The organism is Streptomyces sp. NPDC110618, assembly GCF_055657065.1.
The window spans coordinates 76,214-94,488 of the sequence record NZ_JBVKBN010000008.1 but is presented as its reverse complement, the minus strand read 5'-3'; the positions used below and the strand labels follow the sequence as shown (position 1 = coordinate 94,488).

The 18,275-nt window shown below is 71.4% G+C and carries 15 protein-coding genes; 8 read left to right on the top strand and 7 right to left on the bottom strand.

Annotation, left to right across the window (positions count from 1 at the left end):
* The first annotated feature begins 38 nt into the window (after positions 1-38).
* Together ACZ7L7_RS16985 and ACZ7L7_RS16980 are read left to right on the top strand one after the other, a co-directional pair.
* The gene (locus ACZ7L7_RS16985; RefSeq protein WP_285513472.1) at positions 39-1,718 is read left to right on the top strand and encodes an NAD(P)/FAD-dependent oxidoreductase; all 1,680 of its coding nucleotides are present in this window, start codon (positions 39-41) and stop codon (positions 1,716-1,718) included.
* A 78-nt stretch (positions 1,719-1,796) separates the two neighbouring features.
* Positions 1,797-3,476: an NAD(P)/FAD-dependent oxidoreductase gene (locus tag ACZ7L7_RS16980; RefSeq protein WP_471592111.1), complete on the top strand. Its 1,680-nt coding sequence runs from the start codon at positions 1,797-1,799 to the stop codon at positions 3,474-3,476.
* Between the two features lie 128 nt (positions 3,477-3,604).
* Here the strand turns inward: ACZ7L7_RS16980 and ACZ7L7_RS16975 are convergent, their stop codons facing one another.
* The 6 genes from ACZ7L7_RS16975 to ACZ7L7_RS16950 are packed head-to-tail and all read right to left on the bottom strand — an operon-like array spanning position 3,605 to position 10,950.
* Complete coding sequence (locus ACZ7L7_RS16975) at positions 3,605-4,126, bottom strand: flavin reductase family protein (RefSeq protein WP_285513474.1); 522 nt, start codon at positions 4,124-4,126, stop codon at positions 3,605-3,607.
* The gene (locus ACZ7L7_RS16970; protein ID WP_285433581.1) at positions 4,126-5,607 is read right to left on the bottom strand and encodes an amino acid adenylation domain-containing protein; all 1,482 of its coding nucleotides are present in this window, start codon (positions 5,605-5,607) and stop codon (positions 4,126-4,128) included. Before ACZ7L7_RS16970 ends, ACZ7L7_RS16975 begins: the two co-directional genes overlap by 1 nt.
* On the bottom strand, positions 5,604-6,740 hold the full coding sequence (locus ACZ7L7_RS16965) for an acyl-CoA dehydrogenase family protein (protein WP_285513476.1): 1,137 nt from the start codon (positions 6,738-6,740) through the stop codon (positions 5,604-5,606). Before ACZ7L7_RS16965 ends, ACZ7L7_RS16970 begins: the two co-directional genes overlap by 4 nt.
* 20 nt (positions 6,741-6,760) lie before the next feature.
* A complete protein-coding gene (locus ACZ7L7_RS16960) occupies positions 6,761-8,068 on the bottom strand; it encodes a cation:proton antiporter (RefSeq protein WP_285513477.1) in 1,308 nt (435 codons plus the stop codon).
* Positions 8,069-8,108: 40 nt separating this feature from the next.
* A complete protein-coding gene (locus ACZ7L7_RS16955) occupies positions 8,109-9,122 on the bottom strand; it encodes a 2-oxoacid:ferredoxin oxidoreductase subunit beta (RefSeq protein WP_285513478.1) in 1,014 nt (337 codons plus the stop codon).
* Positions 9,112-10,950 carry a 2-oxoacid:acceptor oxidoreductase subunit alpha gene (locus ACZ7L7_RS16950; protein ID WP_472076392.1) on the bottom strand — a complete coding sequence of 613 codons (1,839 nt, stop codon included), beginning with the start codon at positions 10,948-10,950 and terminating at the stop codon, positions 9,112-9,114. The genes ACZ7L7_RS16955 and ACZ7L7_RS16950 overlap by 11 nt, the downstream gene beginning before the upstream one ends.
* 253 nt (positions 10,951-11,203) lie before the next feature.
* On the opposite strand from ACZ7L7_RS16950, the gene ACZ7L7_RS16945 reads away from it, so the two are divergent.
* The 3 genes from ACZ7L7_RS16945 to ACZ7L7_RS16935 are packed head-to-tail and all read left to right on the top strand — an operon-like array spanning position 11,204 to position 14,621.
* Positions 11,204-12,463 (top strand): beta-ketoacyl-[acyl-carrier-protein] synthase family protein, encoded by a 1,260-nt coding sequence (locus ACZ7L7_RS16945; RefSeq protein ID WP_093719771.1) that lies wholly within the window; start codon positions 11,204-11,206, stop codon positions 12,461-12,463.
* Complete coding sequence (locus tag ACZ7L7_RS16940; RefSeq protein WP_285513480.1) at positions 12,460-13,686, top strand: beta-ketoacyl synthase N-terminal-like domain-containing protein; 1,227 nt, start codon at positions 12,460-12,462, stop codon at positions 13,684-13,686. The genes ACZ7L7_RS16945 and ACZ7L7_RS16940 overlap by 4 nt, the downstream gene beginning before the upstream one ends.
* A gap of 50 nt (positions 13,687-13,736) precedes the next feature.
* Positions 13,737-14,621, top strand: a complete 885-nt coding sequence (locus ACZ7L7_RS16935; protein WP_285513481.1) for an aromatase/cyclase — start codon at positions 13,737-13,739, stop codon at positions 14,619-14,621.
* A gap of 12 nt (positions 14,622-14,633) precedes the next feature.
* On the opposite strand, the gene ACZ7L7_RS16930 is transcribed toward ACZ7L7_RS16935, so the two are convergent.
* Complete coding sequence (locus ACZ7L7_RS16930) at positions 14,634-15,323, bottom strand: SDR family NAD(P)-dependent oxidoreductase (protein WP_285513482.1); 690 nt, start codon at positions 15,321-15,323, stop codon at positions 14,634-14,636.
* A gap of 225 nt (positions 15,324-15,548) precedes the next feature.
* On the opposite strand from ACZ7L7_RS16930, the gene ACZ7L7_RS16925 reads away from it, so the two are divergent.
* From ACZ7L7_RS16925 to ACZ7L7_RS16915, 3 genes are read left to right on the top strand one after another with little or no spacing between them, the layout of a single operon-like run.
* Positions 15,549-17,114, top strand: a complete 1,566-nt coding sequence (locus ACZ7L7_RS16925; RefSeq protein WP_285513483.1) for an acyl-CoA carboxylase subunit beta — start codon at positions 15,549-15,551, stop codon at positions 17,112-17,114.
* Entirely contained in the window at positions 17,111-17,344 is a 234-nt protein-coding gene (locus tag ACZ7L7_RS16920; protein ID WP_285513484.1) for an acyl-CoA carboxylase subunit epsilon, read from the top strand. The genes ACZ7L7_RS16925 and ACZ7L7_RS16920 overlap by 4 nt, the downstream gene beginning before the upstream one ends.
* The gene (locus tag ACZ7L7_RS16915; RefSeq protein ID WP_285513485.1) at positions 17,341-18,270 is read left to right on the top strand and encodes an MBL fold metallo-hydrolase; all 930 of its coding nucleotides are present in this window, start codon (positions 17,341-17,343) and stop codon (positions 18,268-18,270) included. Before ACZ7L7_RS16920 ends, ACZ7L7_RS16915 begins: the two co-directional genes overlap by 4 nt.
* Positions 18,271-18,275 lie beyond the last annotated feature (5 nt).

The window sequence follows — 18,275 nt, the reverse complement described above, 5'->3', positions numbered from 1 at the left end:
CCCGCAACCAGCAGCCCGACAAGCCTGAGGAGTTCCCCGTGTCCGACAGCCCCGCCCTGGTCAGCGGCCCGGAGCCGGTGTACGACGTGGCGATCCTGGGGTCCGGCATCGCCGGCTCCATGCTCGCCGCCGTCCTGGCCCGCAACGGCGTCAAGGTCCTGCTCCTGGACGCCTCGGCCCACCCGCGCTTCGCGATCGGCGAGTCCACCATCCCGTACACCCTGGTGTGCCTGCGCACGATAGCCGAGCGCTACGACGTGCCCGAGATCAAGACGCTGGCCACCTTCACCAACAGCACCAAGGTGCTCGGCCCCAAGTTCGGGGTGAAGAAGCACTTCAGCTTCCTGCTCCACCACGAGGGCCAGGAGCAGGACCCGCAGGAGGTCAACCAGTTCGGCACGCCCGGCCTGCTGCACGAGGCGAGCCACCTGTACCGGCAGGACACCGACCTCTACATGTTCCACACGGCCCTGAAGTACGGCGCCCACGCGCGGCAGAACTTCCGGGTCTCCGACATCGACTTCGACGACAGCGGGGTCACCCTCTCCACCGCCGCGGGCGAGCAGTACCGCGCCCGTTACGTCGTCGACGCCAGCGGCTACCGGTCCCCGCTCGCGGACAAGTTCAACCTGCGCGAGGACCCCTGCCGGTTCAAGCACCACTCGCGGTCCATGTGGAACCACATGACCAACGTGCGGCGCACCGACGAGCTGTTCACCCACCGCAGCAAGGAGGACACCCCGCCCTCCCCCTGGTACCAGGGCACCGTGCACCACATGTTCGAGCGCGGCTGGTTCTGGGTGATCGGCTTCGACAACCACGAGTGGTCCCGCAACCCGCTGTGCAGCGTCGGCCTCACCCTCGACCCGCGCAAGTACCCCAAGTCCGCGGACATGACGCCGGAGGAGGAGTTCTTCTCCTACGCCTCCCGCTTCCCGGACATCGCCCGCCAGTACGAGGGCGCCAAGGCGGTCCGCAACTGGGTCTCCACCGACCGCCTCCAGTACTCCTCGCGCCAGTGCGCCGGAGACCGCTGGTTCCTGCTCTCGCACGCGGCCGGCTTCCTCGACCCGCTGTACTCGCGCGGCCTGTCCAACACCGCCGAGGCCATCAACAGCCTCACCTGGCGGCTGTTGGAGGCCGTCAAGGACGGTGACTTCTCCCGCGAGCGCTTCGACTACGTCGACCGCATGCAGCAGGGCCTGTTCGACTACAACGACTCCCTGGTCAACGCCTCCTTCATCTCCTGGAGCGACTACGACCTGTGGACCGCCGTCTACCGGATGTGGGCCTGGGGCGCCAACGCGGGCACCTACCGGCTCTCCGAGGGCCTGTTCAAGTACTTCAAGGACGGCAACGAGCAGCACTTCAAGGACCTGGAGAAGGCCCCGCACCTCGGCCTGTACTGGCCGGACCACGACGGCTTCAAGGACCTGTACGACCTCATGATCGGGCAGGTGGACGAGTACGAGGCGGGGAAGATCACCGCCCGCGAGGCCGCCGACACCATCTACGAGCAGCTTCAGTCCGTGAACTTCGTGCCGAAGAACTTCGGCTTCTCCGAGCGCACGCTGCGCTTCATGATCCCGGGCCCCAAGACCATCCTGAAGACCGCCCGTTGGCTGCGCACCGAGGCCGACCCGGTCGTCAAGCGGATGATGACGGGCAACGGGCGGGAGGCCGTCAAGGCGAAGCTGCGCGGCAAGCGCATCTTCTGACCGCGCGAGGGGCGCCGGTCCCCACGGGACCGGCGCCCACGCGTGTGTCCAGGGAGAGAACCGAGGGGAGTTGAACCCATGAAGATCAACCGAACCGCCCCCGACGGCGACCGCGCGGCTCCTCCCGCGGACTTCCGGGAGAGGTACGACGTCGCGGTACTCGGGGGCACCATGGCCGGCGGCCTGCTCGCCGCCGTGCTGGCCCGGCAGGGCGTACGGGTGCTCGTGGTGCCGGGCGCCGAGGACCGCAGCGAGCCGTCCGGCGAGACCACCGTGCCCTACACGGCCGAGGTGTTCCTGCTGCTGGCCAAGCGTTTCGACATCCCGGAGATCGCCGCCTTCGGCCTGTTCCCGGACCTGCCGGCGGACGTACGGCGCGACAGCGGCGTCAAGAAGAGCCTCGGCTTCCTCCACCACCGGGTCGGACAGCGGCAGAACCCCGAGGAGAGCATCCAGTTCAACGTGCCCGGCGAGCACGCCGAGTGGCACCTGGAGCGGCGCACCGTCGACGCGTACACCCTGCGCATCGCCCACCGCTACGGTGCCGCGATCCTGCCGCACGGGGTGCACGCCACCGACGCCTGGACCGAGGAGGACGGGGCACGGATCGAGACCACCGACGGGCATGTGTGGAAGGCCCGTTACCTGGTCGACGTCAGCGGACCCGGCTCCTTCCTGGTGGCCCGCAACGGCGGCGACGACCCCGAGCCGCGGCTGTCGCTGCGGTCCCGGGTCATCGCCACCCACATGACCGGCGTGACCCCCTTCGAGGACGTACGGCCCGTCACGGAGTACCCGAAGGCCACCGCCTGGTCCGAGGGCACCGTCCACCACCTCTTCGACGGCGGCTGGATCCAGCTGGTCCGCTTCGACAACCACCCCGGCGGCGCCAACCCGGCCACCGGGGTCACCCTCAGCCTCGACCCCGACCGCTGGGGCCACCTCCCCGACGACCCGGAGAAGGCGTTCCGCACCGTCGTGGAGCAATTCCCCGACCTGGACAAGCAGTTCGCCTCCGCGACCGCGGTCCGCCCCTGGACCAACGCCCCGCTGTGGCAGCGCACGGCCGCGAGGACCTACGGGGACCGCTGGTTCGCGCTGGAGCGCACCGCCTCCCGCAACGACCTGTTCCTCTCCCGCGACGTCACCATGGCCACCGAGGTCGTGCACGCGCTGGCCGGTGTCCTCGTCCCGGCCGTGCGCCGCGACGACTTCTCCGTCGCGCCGTTCGCCAAGGTGGCCGCCTTCCAGGACGAGCTGGCCGCCTTCAACGACCGCTGGCTGGCCTGCGCCCGCACCGCCGCCCGGGACTTCCAGCTCTACAACGCCTTCTCCCGGGTCTGGCTGCTCTGGCAGATCCTCGCCGACCTCTCGCTCAAGCGGGCCCGGCTGGACTGCGAGTCGAGCGCCGGGCGGGACTGGTCGGCCGTGGAGCGCTTCGAGCTGGGCGGCATCTGGTTCCACGTCCCCGAGGGGCTGCGCGGGGTCATCGACCGGTCGCTGCGGACCATCGAGCGGGTCGGCTCGGGCGACCTGCGGCCGAGCCCCGCCGCGGAGAGCATCTTCGCCGAACTGCGCCGGGAGAAGTTCATCCCGCCGCTGTACGCCTTCGGCGACCCGGACGCCCGGGTCTACCACTTCACCATCCCCAAGCGGCTGAAGATGCTGTGGTGGGTCAAGACCGCCGCCCCCGCGGACTTCCGCCGCCTGCTGACCCGGGACAACGTGACCTCGGTGACCTCGGCGTCCTCGCGCTGAGAGACCGACCCCCTGCAGGACGGTGCCGCCGCATCCCGCGGCGGCACCGTCCTTTCGTGCTGTCCCGCACACACCAGAACCCGGCGTGGGTGGGGCCACGCCGGGTTCTTGAGGTGCCGCTCGGTGGGTCAGGCCGCCGAGGACGGCAGCAGCCGGGCGTAGCTGCCCCGCCAGTAGGTGAGCGGGAACCGCTCCTCCGCGCTGCCGCCGCCCACCACCCGGCCGATCAGCAGGGTGTGGTCGCCGGCCTCCACCGCGTCGTGCAGCTCGCACTCCGCGTGCCCGACCGTGACCGCCAGCAGCGGCGTCCCGGTCACCGGGCCGGCGGTCCAGCGGACCCGCTCGAACTTGTCCTGGGCGCCCGAGGCGAACAGCTGGGACGCCATCTGGCCCTGCGAACCGAGGATGTTGACGGAGAACTGGGCCCGGTCCAGCACCGCGCGCAGGGTGCCGCTGCGGTTGCTGACGCTGGCCAGCAGCAGCGGCGGGTCCACCGAGACACTGCACACCGCGGAGCAGGTCAGCCCGCGGGGCTCGTCCTCCTTGTCCAGGGTGGTCACGATGGAGACACCGCTGGCCAGCGAGGCCATGACGGTACGGAACAGCTGGATGTCGACGGACTGGGCCAGCGTGGGCATGGCGGTCTGCATCACAGCTCACCCGCCTCTACGGCCGTCACCAGCGCGGCGCGGTGCAGCTTGCCGTTCGGTGTCCTCGGCAGGTCCTCGGCGATGTGCAAACGGTCGATGTTCATATAGGTGGGCAACCTTTCCGCACAACGGCGTTTGATGGCGAGCAGGGAGGGCCGCTGCCCCGGCGAGGGGACGACGACCGCGTGCAGTTGGGACGTGAGGCCGGTGCCGATCACCAGAACCGTCACCTCGGCGACGGATTCGAGGGTGCCGATGGCCGCCTCGATCTCGCCCAGCTCGATCCGGTTGCCGCGGACCTTGACCATGTGGTCGCGGCGACCGACGTACTCCAGGTTCCCGTCCGCGTCCAGGCGGGCGATGTCGCCCGTGCGGTACGGGCCCTCGTGGGGGCCGCGCCCCCAGTAGCCCAGCATCACCGTCGGACCGGTGACGACGACCTCGCCCTCACCGTTCTCCACGCCGTCCAGCGTGACGGTGTCACCGGAGCAGGCCTTGCCGATCGGCAGCGGCGACTCCCGCTCCAGGTCGGCCTCGGTGACCTCGTAGGAGGTGCACACATTGGTCTCGGTCGGGCCGTACCAGTTCAGCAGCCGCACCCCGGGCCAGGCCTTGCGCAGTTCCTGGACGTGGTGGATGGCGAACGGCTCGCCGGCGAACAGACAGACCCGCAGCGACGACGGCGGGGGACCGTCCAGCAGGCCGCCCTCGCGCATCATCAGGCTGATCGCGGACGGCACCGAGTACCAGACGGTGATCAGTCGCTGCCGCATGAACTCCGCCAACTGCACGGGCGCGTACGCCAGTTCCTCGGGCACCAGGTGCACCGAGGCGCCGGCGGCGAAGGCGCCGTACAGGTCGAAGACGGACAGGTCGAAGTTGAACGGCGCGTGGTTGGACAGCCGGTCGGAGACGGTGAGCTGGAGCTCCTCCACCGCCCAGTCCACGAACGCCAGCGCGTTGCGGTGGCTGATCATCACGCCCTTGGGCTCACCGGTGGAGCCCGAGGTGTAGAGGATGTACGCCGGGTCGTCCGGCTCGTTCTTGTAGTGGGTCGGGCGCGCGCCCTCCTCGGCCCGGCCGCGCAGCTCCTCGAAACCGGCCAGCGGCGCCGCGTCGAACCCGGCCGCCTGGGCCCGCTGCACGCCGCCGTCGTCGGCCACGACCAGCTTGGGTTCGCAGCCGGCCGCGATCCGCGCCACCCGGGCGGGCGGGTTGGAGCCGGTGACCGGCACGTACAGGGCGCCGATGCGCAGCGCGCCCTGCATCACGGCGATGGCGTCGACGCTCTTGTGACTCCATATGATCACGCGGTCGCCGACTCCCACCCCGCTCTCGCGCAGGGCCGCGGCGTACCGGTCGGCGAGCCGGTCGAGCTTGCGGTAGTCGATGGGGCCGTCCGCCCCGTGCACCGCCACCGAGTACGGATAGCGCCGGGCGGAGTCGTACAGCAGGCGGTGCAGGCTGACGTTGGTGCTCATAGTCCCAGCTCCCTGGAGATGATGTCGCGCTGGATGTCCGACGTGCCGGAGAAGATGACGGAGGGCACCGCGTCCCGCAGCGCGGCCTCGATGCCCTCGGAGCGCAGATAGCCGCGTCCGCCGAAGAGCCGGACCGCGTCCAGCGCGGTGGTGATCACGCCCTCCGAGACGGCCAGCTTGGACAGGGCGATCCACAGGGTCGCCGGGCCGCCCCGGTCCATCTCCCAGGCGGCCCGGTACAGCAGCAGCCGGGCGCTCTCGGTGCGCAGCTTCATGTCCGCGATCCGGTGCGAGACGGCCTGGAAGCGGGAGATCCGGCGCCCCGACTGCCTGCGGGTGCGGGCCTGTTCCACGGCCCGGTCCAGCAGATGGTCGGCGAGCCCGAGGAACCCGGCGAACAGACAGCACCGCTCCCAGCCCATGGAGTGCTGGAAGATGAAGCCGCCCTGGCCCTCCTCGCCGAGCACCTGGTCGTCCGGCACGAAGCAGTTCTCGAACGTCAGCCGCCCGGCCGGTACTTGGGACATGCCCATCTTGTCGAAGGGCTCCCCGACGGTCAGTCCGGGCGCGCCGCGCTCGACCACGAACCCGGTGACACCGAGATAGCCCGCCTTGGGGTCGGTCGTCGCGTACGTGGTGAACACATCGGCGGCCGGGCCGTTGGTGACGAAGCTCTTCTCGCCGTTGAGGATCCAGCCGCCGTCGGTGCGCTCGGCGACCGTGGCCAGCTTGGAGACGTCCGAACCGGCCTCGTCCTCGGTCATCGCGTTGCCCGCGATCAGCTCGCCGGTGCACATCCCGGGCAGCACCCGGGACTTCACGGCCGGGGAACCGAAGTCGACGATCGGCATCGCGCAGGCGAACAGGTGCGCGGAGGCGCCGAAGACCAGCCCCGTGCGGTCGCAGCCGCGCCCCAGGGCCTCCACCTGCCGTGCCGTGTCCAGCGCGCCGAGCCCGCGGCCGCCGTAGTCGGCCGGCACCGAGAGCCCCAGCAGGCCGAGCTGCCCGAGCGTCTTCCAGTCCCCGCGGTGGTAGTACTCGGCCGTGCCGTCACTGGGCGGGAACGCCTCGCGCACGGCGGCCAGCGTGTCGTCGTATGCCTGCCGCTGTTCCTCGGTCCAGGCGAAGTCCATGGCGCGTGCCTGCCTTTCGACTATTTGGGAGAAGGGATCGCGGAAACCGCGGGCCGGGAATTCAGCAGTTCCTCGTGGGCGCGCTCGTTCTGGCGGGCCAGCAGGGCGGACAGCAGGGGCGCCGCCATCGCGGTGGTGACCAGCGCCATGATCACCATGGCGCTGAACAACTCCACGGTGAGCAGCCCCAGTTGGAGACCTACGTTGAGGATCACCAGCTCGGTCAGGCCGCGGGTGTTCATCAGCAGCCCGAGCACGGTGGCGTCGCGCCAGTTCATCCCCGTGAGCCGGGCCGGGATCGCCACCCCGCCGAGCTTGCCGACACAGGCGACCGCGATGACCGCCAGCATCACCAGCAGGCCCTGTCCGGTGATCGTGGTGAGGTCCACGGACAGCCCCGTCACCACGAAGAACAGCGGCAGCAGCAGCTTGCTGGCGCTCTCCATCGGCCCGAACGCCGACTGCATCAGACGGCGGTCGCGCGGCATGACCAGACCGAAGAAGAAGGCGCCGAAGATGGCGTGGATACCGATCTCGGAGGTCAGCCAGGCCGAGCCGAAGGCACCACAGGCGGCGATCACCATGATCTGCGGGCCGGGTGTCTGCGGCAGCCGGTCCGTCAGCTTGCGCAGCGCCGGTTTGACGACCCACAGCATGCCCGCCACGTACACCAGCGACCACAGCAGCATGGTCACGAAGGCACCCGTGCCGCTCGCCGTCACCAGCGCCACCACCAGGGCGAGCATGCACCAGGCGAGCACGTCGTCGGCGGCGGCCAGCGCCAGCGACAGCGCGCCGGCCCGGCTGAACTGCAGCCCCTGGTCGGCGACGATCCGGGCCAGCACCGGGAACGCGGTGATCGACATCGCCACGCCCAGGTACAGCGTGAACTCGAACATGCCGGTCTCTTTGCCGTTCACCGTGCCGTAGGTGCCGTAGATGAGTGCGGCGAGGCCCATGCCGAGGGCCAGCGGGCAGGCGATCGAGCTCAGCCAGATAATGCCGGTGGACTTGCGGCGGCCGCTGAAGCTGGTGCCGTCGAACTCCCAGCCGATGACGAACATGAACAGGATCAGCCCGATCTGGGCGGCGGTGCCCAGGTGGGCCCGCGCCTCGGCCGGGAAGAACTTCTCGGGCAGGTCGCCGGGCAGCAGCCCGAGCAGACTCGGACCGAGACAGATGCCCGCGGCGATCTCACCGACGACCGCGGGCTGGCGGATCCGGCGGGCGGCTGCCGCGAAGGCGACGCCCACCAGCAGCGCCAGTGCGATGCCGCCGATGACGGTTGTCAGCAACCACTCGGAGTGTGCGGCAGCGGCAGAGCTCACTGGGTCTCCTTACGAAAGGGCAGTGCGGGTCGGGAGCGGATCAGCGGCTCCATGTGTCGCTTCCGGCCAGGACGGCGGCGAGGTCGCCCTTGCCGTGCTGCTCGACGGCGGCCTCCAGCTGGTCGGCCATCGTGGTGTCGTAGACAGGCCGTTCGACGTCCCGGAAGACACCGATCGGCGTGTGGTGCAGGGTCTGCGGGTCGGCGAGCCGGGACAGCGCGAAGGCGGTGGTGGGGGAGGCGGCGTGCGCGTCGTGCACGAGGACGTCGGCCTCGTTCTCCGGCGTCACCTCGACCACCCTCAGGTCGCCGGTCGCCCGGTCCCGTACGACTCCCTTGGCGCCGTCGGCCCCGAAGCGGACCGGCCTGCCGTGCTCCAGCCGGATCACCGACTCCTGCGCCTGCTGCCGGTCCTTGAGGACCTCGAAGGCGCCGTCGTTGAAGATGTTGCAGTTCTGGTAGATCTCCACCAGCGCGGTACCGGGGTGCTGGTGCGCGGCGCGCAGCACCTCGGTGAGGTGCTTGCGGTCGGAGTCGACGGTCCGCGCCACGAAGGACGCCTCCGCGCCGATCGCCAGCGACACCGGGTTGAAAGGGGCGTCCAGCGAGCCCATCGGCGTCGACTTGGTGATCTTGCCGAGTTCCGAAGTGGGGCTGTACTGGCCCTTGGTGAGCCCGTAGATGCGGTTGTTGAACAGCAGGATCTTCAGGTTCACGTTCCGCCGCAGGGCGTGGATCAGGTGGTTGCCGCCGATGGACAGCGCGTCGCCGTCACCGGTGACCACCCACACGCTCAGGTCCGGCCGGCTCACCGCGAGGCCCGTCGCGATCGCCGGGGCACGGCCGTGGATGGAGTGCATCCCGTACGTGTTCATGTAGTACGGGAAGCGCGAGGAGCAGCCGATCCCGGAGATGAAGACGATGTTCTCCCGCGCCACCCCGAGTTCGGGCATGAAGCCCTGCACCGCGGAGAGGATGGCGTAGTCACCGCACCCGGGGCACCAGCGCACCTCCTGGTCGGACTTGAAGTCTCGGGCCGACAGTTCAAGCCGCATGGATCTCCTCCTTCAGCACCGCGGCGAGTTGCTCGGCCTTGAACGGCATGCCGCTGACCTGGGTGTGGCTGTGCACGTCGACGAGGTAGCGGGCGCGCAGCAGGGTGGCGAGCTGGCCGAGGTTCATCTCGGGCACCACGACCCGCTCGTAGCGCTTCAGCACCTCGCCGAGGTTGCGCGGGAAGGGGCTGACGTGGCGCAGGTGCGCCTGCGCGACCGGCTCCCCGGCCCTGCGCAGCCGGCGCACGGCGGCGGTGATCGGGCCGTACGTCGAACCCCAGCCCAGCACCAGCGTGTTGGCCCCGTGCGGGTCGTCGACCTCGACGTCCGGCACCCACACGCCGTCGACCTTGGCCTGCCGGGTGCGGACCATGAAGTCGTGGTTGGCGGGGTCGTAGGAGATGCTGCCGGGGCCGTCCTGCTTCTCGATGCCGCCGATGCGGTGCTCAAGACCCGGCGTGCCCGGGATCGCCCACGGGCGGGCCAGCGTCAGCGGGTCCCGCTTGTACGGCCAGAAGACCTCGGTGCCGTCCTCCAGGGTGTGGTTGGGTCCGTCGGCGAAGTTCACCCGCAGGTCCGGGAGTTCATGCAGCTCCGGGATGCGCCACGGCTCCGCCCCGTTGGCCAGGTAGCCGTCGGAGAGCAGATAGACCGGCGTGCGGTACGTCACCGCGATGCGCACCGCCTCCAGCGCCGCGTCGAAGCAGTCCGCCGGGGTGCGCGGGGCGACGATCGGCACCGGCGCCTCGCCGTTGCGGCCGTACATCGTCTGCAGCAGGTCCGCCTGCTCGGTCTTGGTCGGCAGACCGGTGGACGGGCCGCCGCGCTGGATGTCGACGATGACCATCGGCAGCTCCAGGGCGACCGCGAGGCCGATGGTCTCGCTCTTGAGCGCCATCCCGGGACCCGAGTTGGAGGTCACCGCCAGCGAGCCGCCGAAGGCCGCGCCCAGCGCCGCGCCCGCCGCCGCTATCTCGTCCTCGGCCTGGAACGTGCGCACCCCGAAGTTCTTGTGCCTGGACAGCTCGTGCAGGATGTCCGAGGCCGGCGTGATCGGGTACGAGCCCAGGAACAGCGGCAGATCGGCCTGCCGGGCGGCGGTGAGCAGCCCGTAGGACAGGGCGAGGTTGCCGGAGATGTTGCGGTAGGTGCCGGACGGGAAGGTGTCCGCGGCCGGGGCGATCTCGTAGGTGACCGCGAAGTCCTCCGTGGTCTCGCCGAAGTTCCAGCCGGCCTTGAACGCGGCGATGTTGGCCGCCGCGATCTCCGGCTTCTTGGCGAACTTCGACTTCAGGAACTTCTCCGTGCCCTCGGTGGGCCGGTGGTACATCCACGACAGCAGGCCCAGCGCGAACATGTTCTTCGCGCGCTGCGCCTCCTTGCGGCTGAGCCCGAACTCCTTCAGTGCCTCCACCGTCAGGCTGGTCAGCGGCACCGGGTGGAGCCGGTAGCCCTGGAGGGAGTCGTCGTCCAGCGGCGAGGCGTCGTACCCGGCCTTCGTCAGCGCACGCGAGTCGAACTCGTCGCTGTTGACGAGGAGTTCACCGCCCGGACGCAGGTCCGCCAGATTGGCCTTCAGAGCCGCCGGGTTCATCGCCACCAGCACGTCCACGGCGTCGCCGGGCGTGAGGATGTCGTGGTCCGCGAAGTGCAGCTGGAAGGAGGAGACCCCGCCCAGGGTTCCGGCGGGGGCGCGGATCTCGGCGGGGAAGTTCGGCAGCGTCGACAGGTCGTTGCCGAACGACGCCGTCTCCGACGTGAACCGGTCACCCGTCAGCTGCATGCCGTCTCCGGAGTCGCCCGCGAACCGGATGACCACACGCGACAGCCGCTCGGTCCGCGAGGAGGTCTCCGCGGAAGCCTCCGAGGCCGCCGGTGGATGGGTGCTGGGGTGAGGAGCTGCAGTCACCGAGCCTCTACCTCTCTCTCGGGGGGTGCCCTGGGCGGTTGCAGTTTGGGTAGGCCGCCTAGAGGGAGGGTCAAGAAGCGGTGCACCGGCGGGGGTTGTGTCAACCGACGTCCCTCGGCCAGGTCGGGCGCCGCTCCACCGCAGCTTGAGCGCGCGCACCGACCATCCCGGCATGACCCGACGCGCAGTGATCACAGGGCTGGGTGTGGTCGCCCCCGGTGGCATCGGCACCAAGGACTACTGGGCGCTGCTCACCGGCGGCCGGGCCGCGACCCGGCACATCACCTTCTTCGACGCCTCCGGCTACCGCTCCCGCGTCGCCGCCGAGGTCGACTTCGATCCCGCGGCGGCCGGACTCGGAGCCCGGGAGATCCACCGCATGGACCGCTCGGCGCAGTTCGCCGTGGTCAGCGCCTGGGAGGCGGTCGCCGACAGCGGCCTCGCGCTCGGCGGCCTCGACCCGCAGCGCACCGGCGTCGCCATCGGCAGCGCGGTCGGCGCCGCCACCAGCCTCGACCGGGCCTACCCGCTGCTCAGCGACGAGGGCCGGGAATGGCGCACCGACACCGACTACGCCGTACCCCACCTGTACGACTACACGGTGCCCAGCGCGCTCGCCCGCGAGGTCGCCTGGACCGTCGCCGCGCAGGGGCCGGTCGCGCTGGTCTCCACCGGCTGCACCTCCGGCCTCGACGCCCTCGGGCACGCCGCCGGGATCATCGCCGAGGGCTCGGCCGACGTGATGCTCGCCGGCGCGGCGGAGGCACCCGTGTGCGCCATCACCGCCGCCTCCTTCGACGCCATCAAGGCCACCACGCCCTACGACGGCGACGACCCCGCCGAGGCGTGCCGCCCCTTCGACCTCAACCGCGACGGATTCGTGCTCGGCGAGGGCGGCGCGGTCCTCGTCCTGGAGGAGAGGGAACACGCCCGCCGCCGCGGCGCCCATGTGTACGCCGAGATCGCCGGGTTCGCCACCCGCGGCAACGCCTACCACATGACCGGGCTGCGCCCCGACGGCACCGAACTGGCCGCCGCCGTCGGCGCCGCCCTCGACGAGGCCCGGCTGCCCGCCGACGCCGTCGACTACGTCAACGCGCACGGTTCCGGCACCCGGCAGAACGATGTGCACGAGACCAACGCGCTGAAGCTGAGCCTCGGTTCGCACGCCTACGACGTGCCGGTCAGCTCGATCAAGTCGATGATCGGCCACTCGCTCGGCGCCATCGGCTCGCTGGAGGCGGCCGCCTGCGCGCTGGCCCTGGAGCACGGAGCCGTCCCGCCCACCGCGAACCTTCACACCCCGGACCCGGAATGCGACCTCGACTACGTACCCTTGACCGCGCGGGCTCAGCCCCTCAGGACCGTGCTCAGCGTGGGCAGTGGCTTCGGGGGCCTGCAGAGCGCCCTCGTCCTGAGGAAGCCCGAATGAGCCCCGACCCCTCGCCGGTACGCCCCGACCGGGCGCGCGCCGCCGTCACCGGACTCGGTGTCGTCGCCCCCAACGGCGTGGGCGCCCGCGCCTGGTGGCAGGCCACCCTGCGCGGCGTGAGCGCCCTGCGCCCGGCGCGCGACGCGCCCGTCAACCGGGTGCCGGTCGCCGGTGAGGTGACCTCCTTCGTGGCCGAACAGCACCTGCCCAGCAGGCTGTTGCCGCAGACCGCCCGCTTCACCCGGCTCGCGCTCGCCGCCGCCGCCGAGGCCCTCGACGACGCCGACGTCGACCGCGCGGAGCTGGGGGAGTACGGCACCGGCGTGTACACCGCCAGCTCGGCGGGCGGCTACGAGTTCGGGCAGCACGAGATGAGCGCCCTGTGGCGCACCGGCAGCGACAGCGTCAGCGCGTACCAGTCCTTCGCCTGGTTCTACGCAGCCTGCACCGGCCAGGTCTCCATCCGGCACGGACTGCGCGGCACCAGCGGCACGCTCGTCACCGAACAGTGCGGGGGACTGGACGCGGTGGGGCAGGCGCGGCGGCGGCTCGGGGACGGGGCGCGGGTGCTGCTGGCCGGGGGCTCCGACGCGGCCCTGTGCCCGCTGGGCTGGGCCGGACACCTCGCCACCGGCCGGGTCAGCCCGCACAGCCGCCCCGACCGGGCCTACCTGCCCTTCCACCACGACGCCTCCGGGTACGTGCCCGGCGAGGGCGCCGCCTATGTCGTACTGGAGGAACGGGCCGCCGCCGAGGAGCGGGGCGCGGAGGTCCTCGGCGAGATCGCCGGGTACGCCGCCGCCTTCGACCCGCCCACGGGGCCCGGCAACCTGGGACGGGCGGCCCGTCTCGCCCTGGAGGACGCGGGGCTGCTCCCCGACGACATCGACGTGGTGTTCGCCGACGGCTCGGGCGTACCGGAGCTGGACGAGGCCGAGGCGGAGGTCATCACCGACATCTTCGGCCCGTACGGCGTCCCGGTCTCGGTGCCCAAGACCATGACGGGCCGGATCGGCGCGGGCGGCTCCACCCTGGACCTGGCCGCTGCCCTCCTCACCCTGCGCGAGGGCGTCATCCCCCCGGCGGCCCACGTGGACCGCCCGAAGGACGGCTGGCACCTGGACCTGGTCACCACGGCACCCCGACCGGCGGAACCGCGCGCCGCGTTGGTACTGGCCCGGGGGCACGGTGGCTTCAACTCGGCGGCCGTAGTGGTGAAGTGACGCCCTGTCCGTACGTCAGTGAACCGTCCACGACATCGAGGGGGACCCGCATGGCGAACACCGTTCACACCACTCGGATCGCCGCGCCCGCGAAGGCGGTTCACGCGCTGATCGCCGATGTGACCGTGTGGCCGCTGATGTTCGAGCCGTGCGTGCACGCCGAGTACGTCGAGGACTCCCCGCGCGGCGAGGGGCGGGAACGGATCCGCCTGTGGGGTTTCGCGGGGGAGGAGGTCCGCAGCTGGGTCTCCGAGCGGACGCTCGATCCGCACTCCCTCAGCGTCGACTTCCGGCAGCTGGAACCCGCCGCGCCGCTCGCCTCGATGAGCGGGCGCTGGCTGGCCAAGGACCTCGGCGACGGCCAGACCCTGCTCGAACTGCACCACGAGTTCGAGGCGTTGAGCGACGAGCACGTCGTCCTGCACGCCCTGCACCAGAACAGCCCCGCCGAACTCGCCGGGTTGCGGATCGCCGCCGAGAACCCCAGGGCGCCGTACACCTTCGAGGACAGCCTGCGCATCGCCGCGCCCCCCGAGGCGGTCTACGACTTCCTGTACGCCGCCGACCGCTGGCCGCAACGGCTGCCGCACGTGGCCTCGCTGGAGCTCACCGAGGAAGCGGGGGGCATCCAGCGGCTGGTCACGGAGACCCGCGGCCCCGACGGCACCACGCACCCCGCCGAGTCGGTCCGGGTGTGCCGGCCCGAGTCCGGCAGCATCGCCTTCAAACAGCTCCGCACCCCGACCGTCCTGGTGGCCCACACCGGCGAGTGGCGGCTCACCCGCCTCCCCGACGGCACGACCCTGGCCGCCTCCCGCCACTCGGTGATCCTGGCCGACCCCAAGTCCCGCGAGGCCGTGCGCAACACCCTCGGCACCACCAGCAGAGCGACCCTGCGCCGGGCGAAGGAGTACGCGGAGACCCGCAGGGCGTAGCGGCACCCGGTCTCAGGGCCTGCCGGTGAGCGCCTGCCCCGCCGGACGGTGCGTGCGCACCATCGCCAGCACCGCCTGCGCCACCCGCTCCGCCGCCACGGGGTCCGCGCCGTCCGCCGGTCCGGAGGCCACGGCGTGCACCCGCACCTCGGGGCCGGTCAGCGCCGCCAGCATGCGGGTGATGTTGTTCAGGGCGGCCCTGCTCACGGCGTACGGGACGGACCCGTCGGCCGGGCTCTCGTCCGCCACGGTCGCCACGTTGATCACGCATCCGTCGCCGCCCGCCCGCAGATACGGCATCGCCGCCACACTCATCTGCCAGGTCCCGAGGACGTTGACGTCGAAGATCTCCCGCAGCACCTCGGCGTCCGCGGCCCGCTCGCGCCGTGCCGCGCCCGCGGAGTTCACCAGCACGTCCAGCCGCCCGTACCGCGCGAGGACCGCCGCGACCAGCCCCTCGGCCTCCTCGCGCACCGACACATCGGCCGTGGCGCACCACGCCTGCTCCAACTGCGCCGCCAGCCGCTCCCCGGCCCGCCGCCCCGGCTCGCAGTTGACCACCACCCGCATGCCCTCCGCCGCCAGCCGCCGCGCGACCGCCGCGCCGACGCCGGAGGCGCAGTCCGTCACCAGGGCGACCGGCGCCCCGTCCGAGGGAGTGGGACCGGCTCCGAGGGGCTCTGCACCGGACGGGTACGTCATGAGACCACTTCCCTTCGTCCCCCGAGGCTTTCCCCGGTACATGTCCGCGTACTTTTCCGTGCGGACGCCCTGATTCTGCTTCGCCCCGGTTGAGCCCGGCTCGACGCCTTCGCGGACGCGCTCAGGCCCCACTCCACCAGCGCTCCAGCCCTGCGACGCACTCTGTCCGCCACGCGTTCCGGGAAGAGGCGCGACTCGCCTCTTGACGACTTGTAAGGAGCGTCAATGGACCGCACTACCCCTCCACTCCGGGAACGGACGGCCGAACTCCTCGAACTGCGCGAGTCGGTGCACCGCGGTCCCTCGGAGCGGGCGACCCAGGCGCAGCACGCCAAGGGGAAGCTGACCGCACGTGAACGGATCAACCTGCTCTTCGACAAGGGCACCTTCACCGAGACCGAAGGACTGCGGCGCCACCGCGCCACCGGCTTCGGCCTGGAGGCCCGCCGCCCGCACACCGACGGAGTGATCACCGGCTGGGGCCGGATCAACGGCCGTACCGCCTTCGTCTACGCCCACGACTTCCGGATCTTCGGCGGCGCCCTCGGCGAGGCGCACGCGCAGAAGATCCACAAGCTGATGGATCTCGCGACGGCGGCCGGTGCCCCGGTGATCGGCCTGTGCGACGGTGCCGGGGCGCGGATCCAGGAGGGCGTCACCGCGCTCGCCGGATACGGCGGCATCTTCTCCCGCAATGTGCGCAACTCCGGTGTCATCCCGCAAATCAGCGTGATCATGGGTCCGTGCGCGGGCGGCGCGGCCTACTCGCCGGCGCTCACCGACTTCGTGTTCATGGTCCGCGGCACCTCGCAGATGTTCATCACCGGCCCGGACGTCGTCCAGGCGGTGACCGGCGAGGAGATCACGATGGACGGGCTCGGCGGCGCCGACCCGCACTCCACCTCCTCCGGGGTCGCCCACGCCGTCTTCGACGACGAGGAGGAGTGCCTGGAGAACGTGCGCTTCCTGCTCTCCCTGCTGCCCGCCAACAACCGCGAGGCGGCCCCCGCCGTCGCCGAGTCCGACCCGGCCGACCGGCGCACCGAGGCGCTGCTCGACCTGGTCCCGGCCGACCCGCGCGCCTCCTACGACGTGCGGGACGTGATCGAGGAGATCGTCGACGACGGCTTCCTCTTCGAGGTGCACGAGAATTGGGCGCGCAACGTGGTCTGCGCCCTGGTCCGGATGGGCGGCGAGGTCACCGGGGTGGTGGCCAACCAGCCGATGGTGCAGGCCGGCGCGCTGGACATCCAGGCGTCGGAGAAGGCGGCGCGGTTCGTGCGGTTCTGCGACTCCTTCAACATCCCGCTGCTGACGCTGGTGGACGTGCCCGGCTTCCTGCCCGGCGTGGACCAGGAGCACGGCGGGATCATCCGGCACGGCGCGAAACTGCTGTACGCGTACTGCGACGCGACCGTCCCGCGGGTGCAGCTGATCATGCGCAAGGCGTACGGCGGCGCCTACATCGTCATGGACTCGCGCTCCATCGGCTGCGACGTCTCCTTCGCCTGGCCGGTCAACGAGATCGCGGTGATGGGCGCGGAGGGCGCCGCGAACGTGGTGTTCCGGCGCGAGATCGCCGCCTCCGACGACCCGCAGGCCACGCGCGAGCAACTGGTGAAGGAGTACCGCTCGGAGCTGATGCACCCCTACTACGCCGCCGAACGCGGCCTGGTGGACGACGTCATCGACCCGGCGCAGACCCGCGCGCGGCTCATCGACGCCCTGCGCACGCTGCGCCGCAAGCACGCCGACCGGCCGTCCCGGAAGCACGGGAACCAGCCCCAGTGAGCGCGACGGACTCCGAGGAACGGGTGATACGAGTGCTACGAGGCGAACCCACACCGGAAGAGCTCTCGGCCGTGCTCACGGTCCTGCTGGCCCTCTCCGGCCGACGGGAGGGGCAGGCGGAGGGCGAACCGCTGCCGACCCAGCCGCCCGCGGTGTCCTGGGCCCGGACGACCGGAGGGGGGACGAGCTGGGCGGCGCCGGGCTACCCGTACTGGGCGGCCGTCTCATGAGCGCCCCGGTCACGACGCTGCGCACCGAGCTGACCGAGGTCGCGGACGGTGTGTACGCCCACCTCCAGCCCGACGGGGGCTGGTGCCTGAGCAACGCGGGCGTGGTCGCCGGTCCCGAGGGCCTGGTCCTCGTCGACACGGCGGCCACGGCGGCCCGCGCGGCGGCCCTGCGCGAGTCCGTACAGGGCCTCGGGCGCGGCCCGGTGAAGGTGCTGGTCAACACCCACCACCACGGCGACCACACGCACGGCAACGGCGCCTTCCCGGGCGCCACGGTGGTGGCGCACGCCCGCACCCGCGCCGAGATGGCCCGCAACGGCCTTGCCCTGACCGGGGTCTGGCCGGACGTGTCCTGGGGCGAGCTGTCGGTACGGCTGCCCGACCTCACCTTCACCGACCAACTCACCCTGTACCAGGGCGAGAAGGAGATCCGGCTGCTCCACCTGGGCCCCGCGCACACCAACGACGACGTGGTGGCGTGGCTCCCTCAGGACCGGGTCCTGTTCGCCGGGGACATCGCGATGTCGGGGGCCTCCCCGTTCGTCCTGATGGGCTCGGTCTCCGGCTCGCTCGCGGTCCTGGCCCGCCTGCGCGCGCTGCGGCCCCGCACGGTGGTGTGCGGTCACGGGCCGGTGCGGGGGCCCGAAGTGCTGGACGAGACCGAGGAGTACCTGCGCTGGATCCAGCGGGTCGCCGCGGAGGGCAGGGCCCAGCGGCTGACCCCGCTGGTGGCGGCGAAGGAGGCGGGCAAGGGCGCCTTCGGCCATCTCTCGGAGTTCGAGCGGATCGTCGGCAACCTGCACCGCGCCTACGCCGAACTGGACGAACGCGAGGCGATCGCCACCGGCCGGACGGTGGACGTGGCCGAGGCGTTCGGCGAGATGATCACGTACAACGGCGGCAGGCTGCCGACCTGCCACGCGTGAGTCAA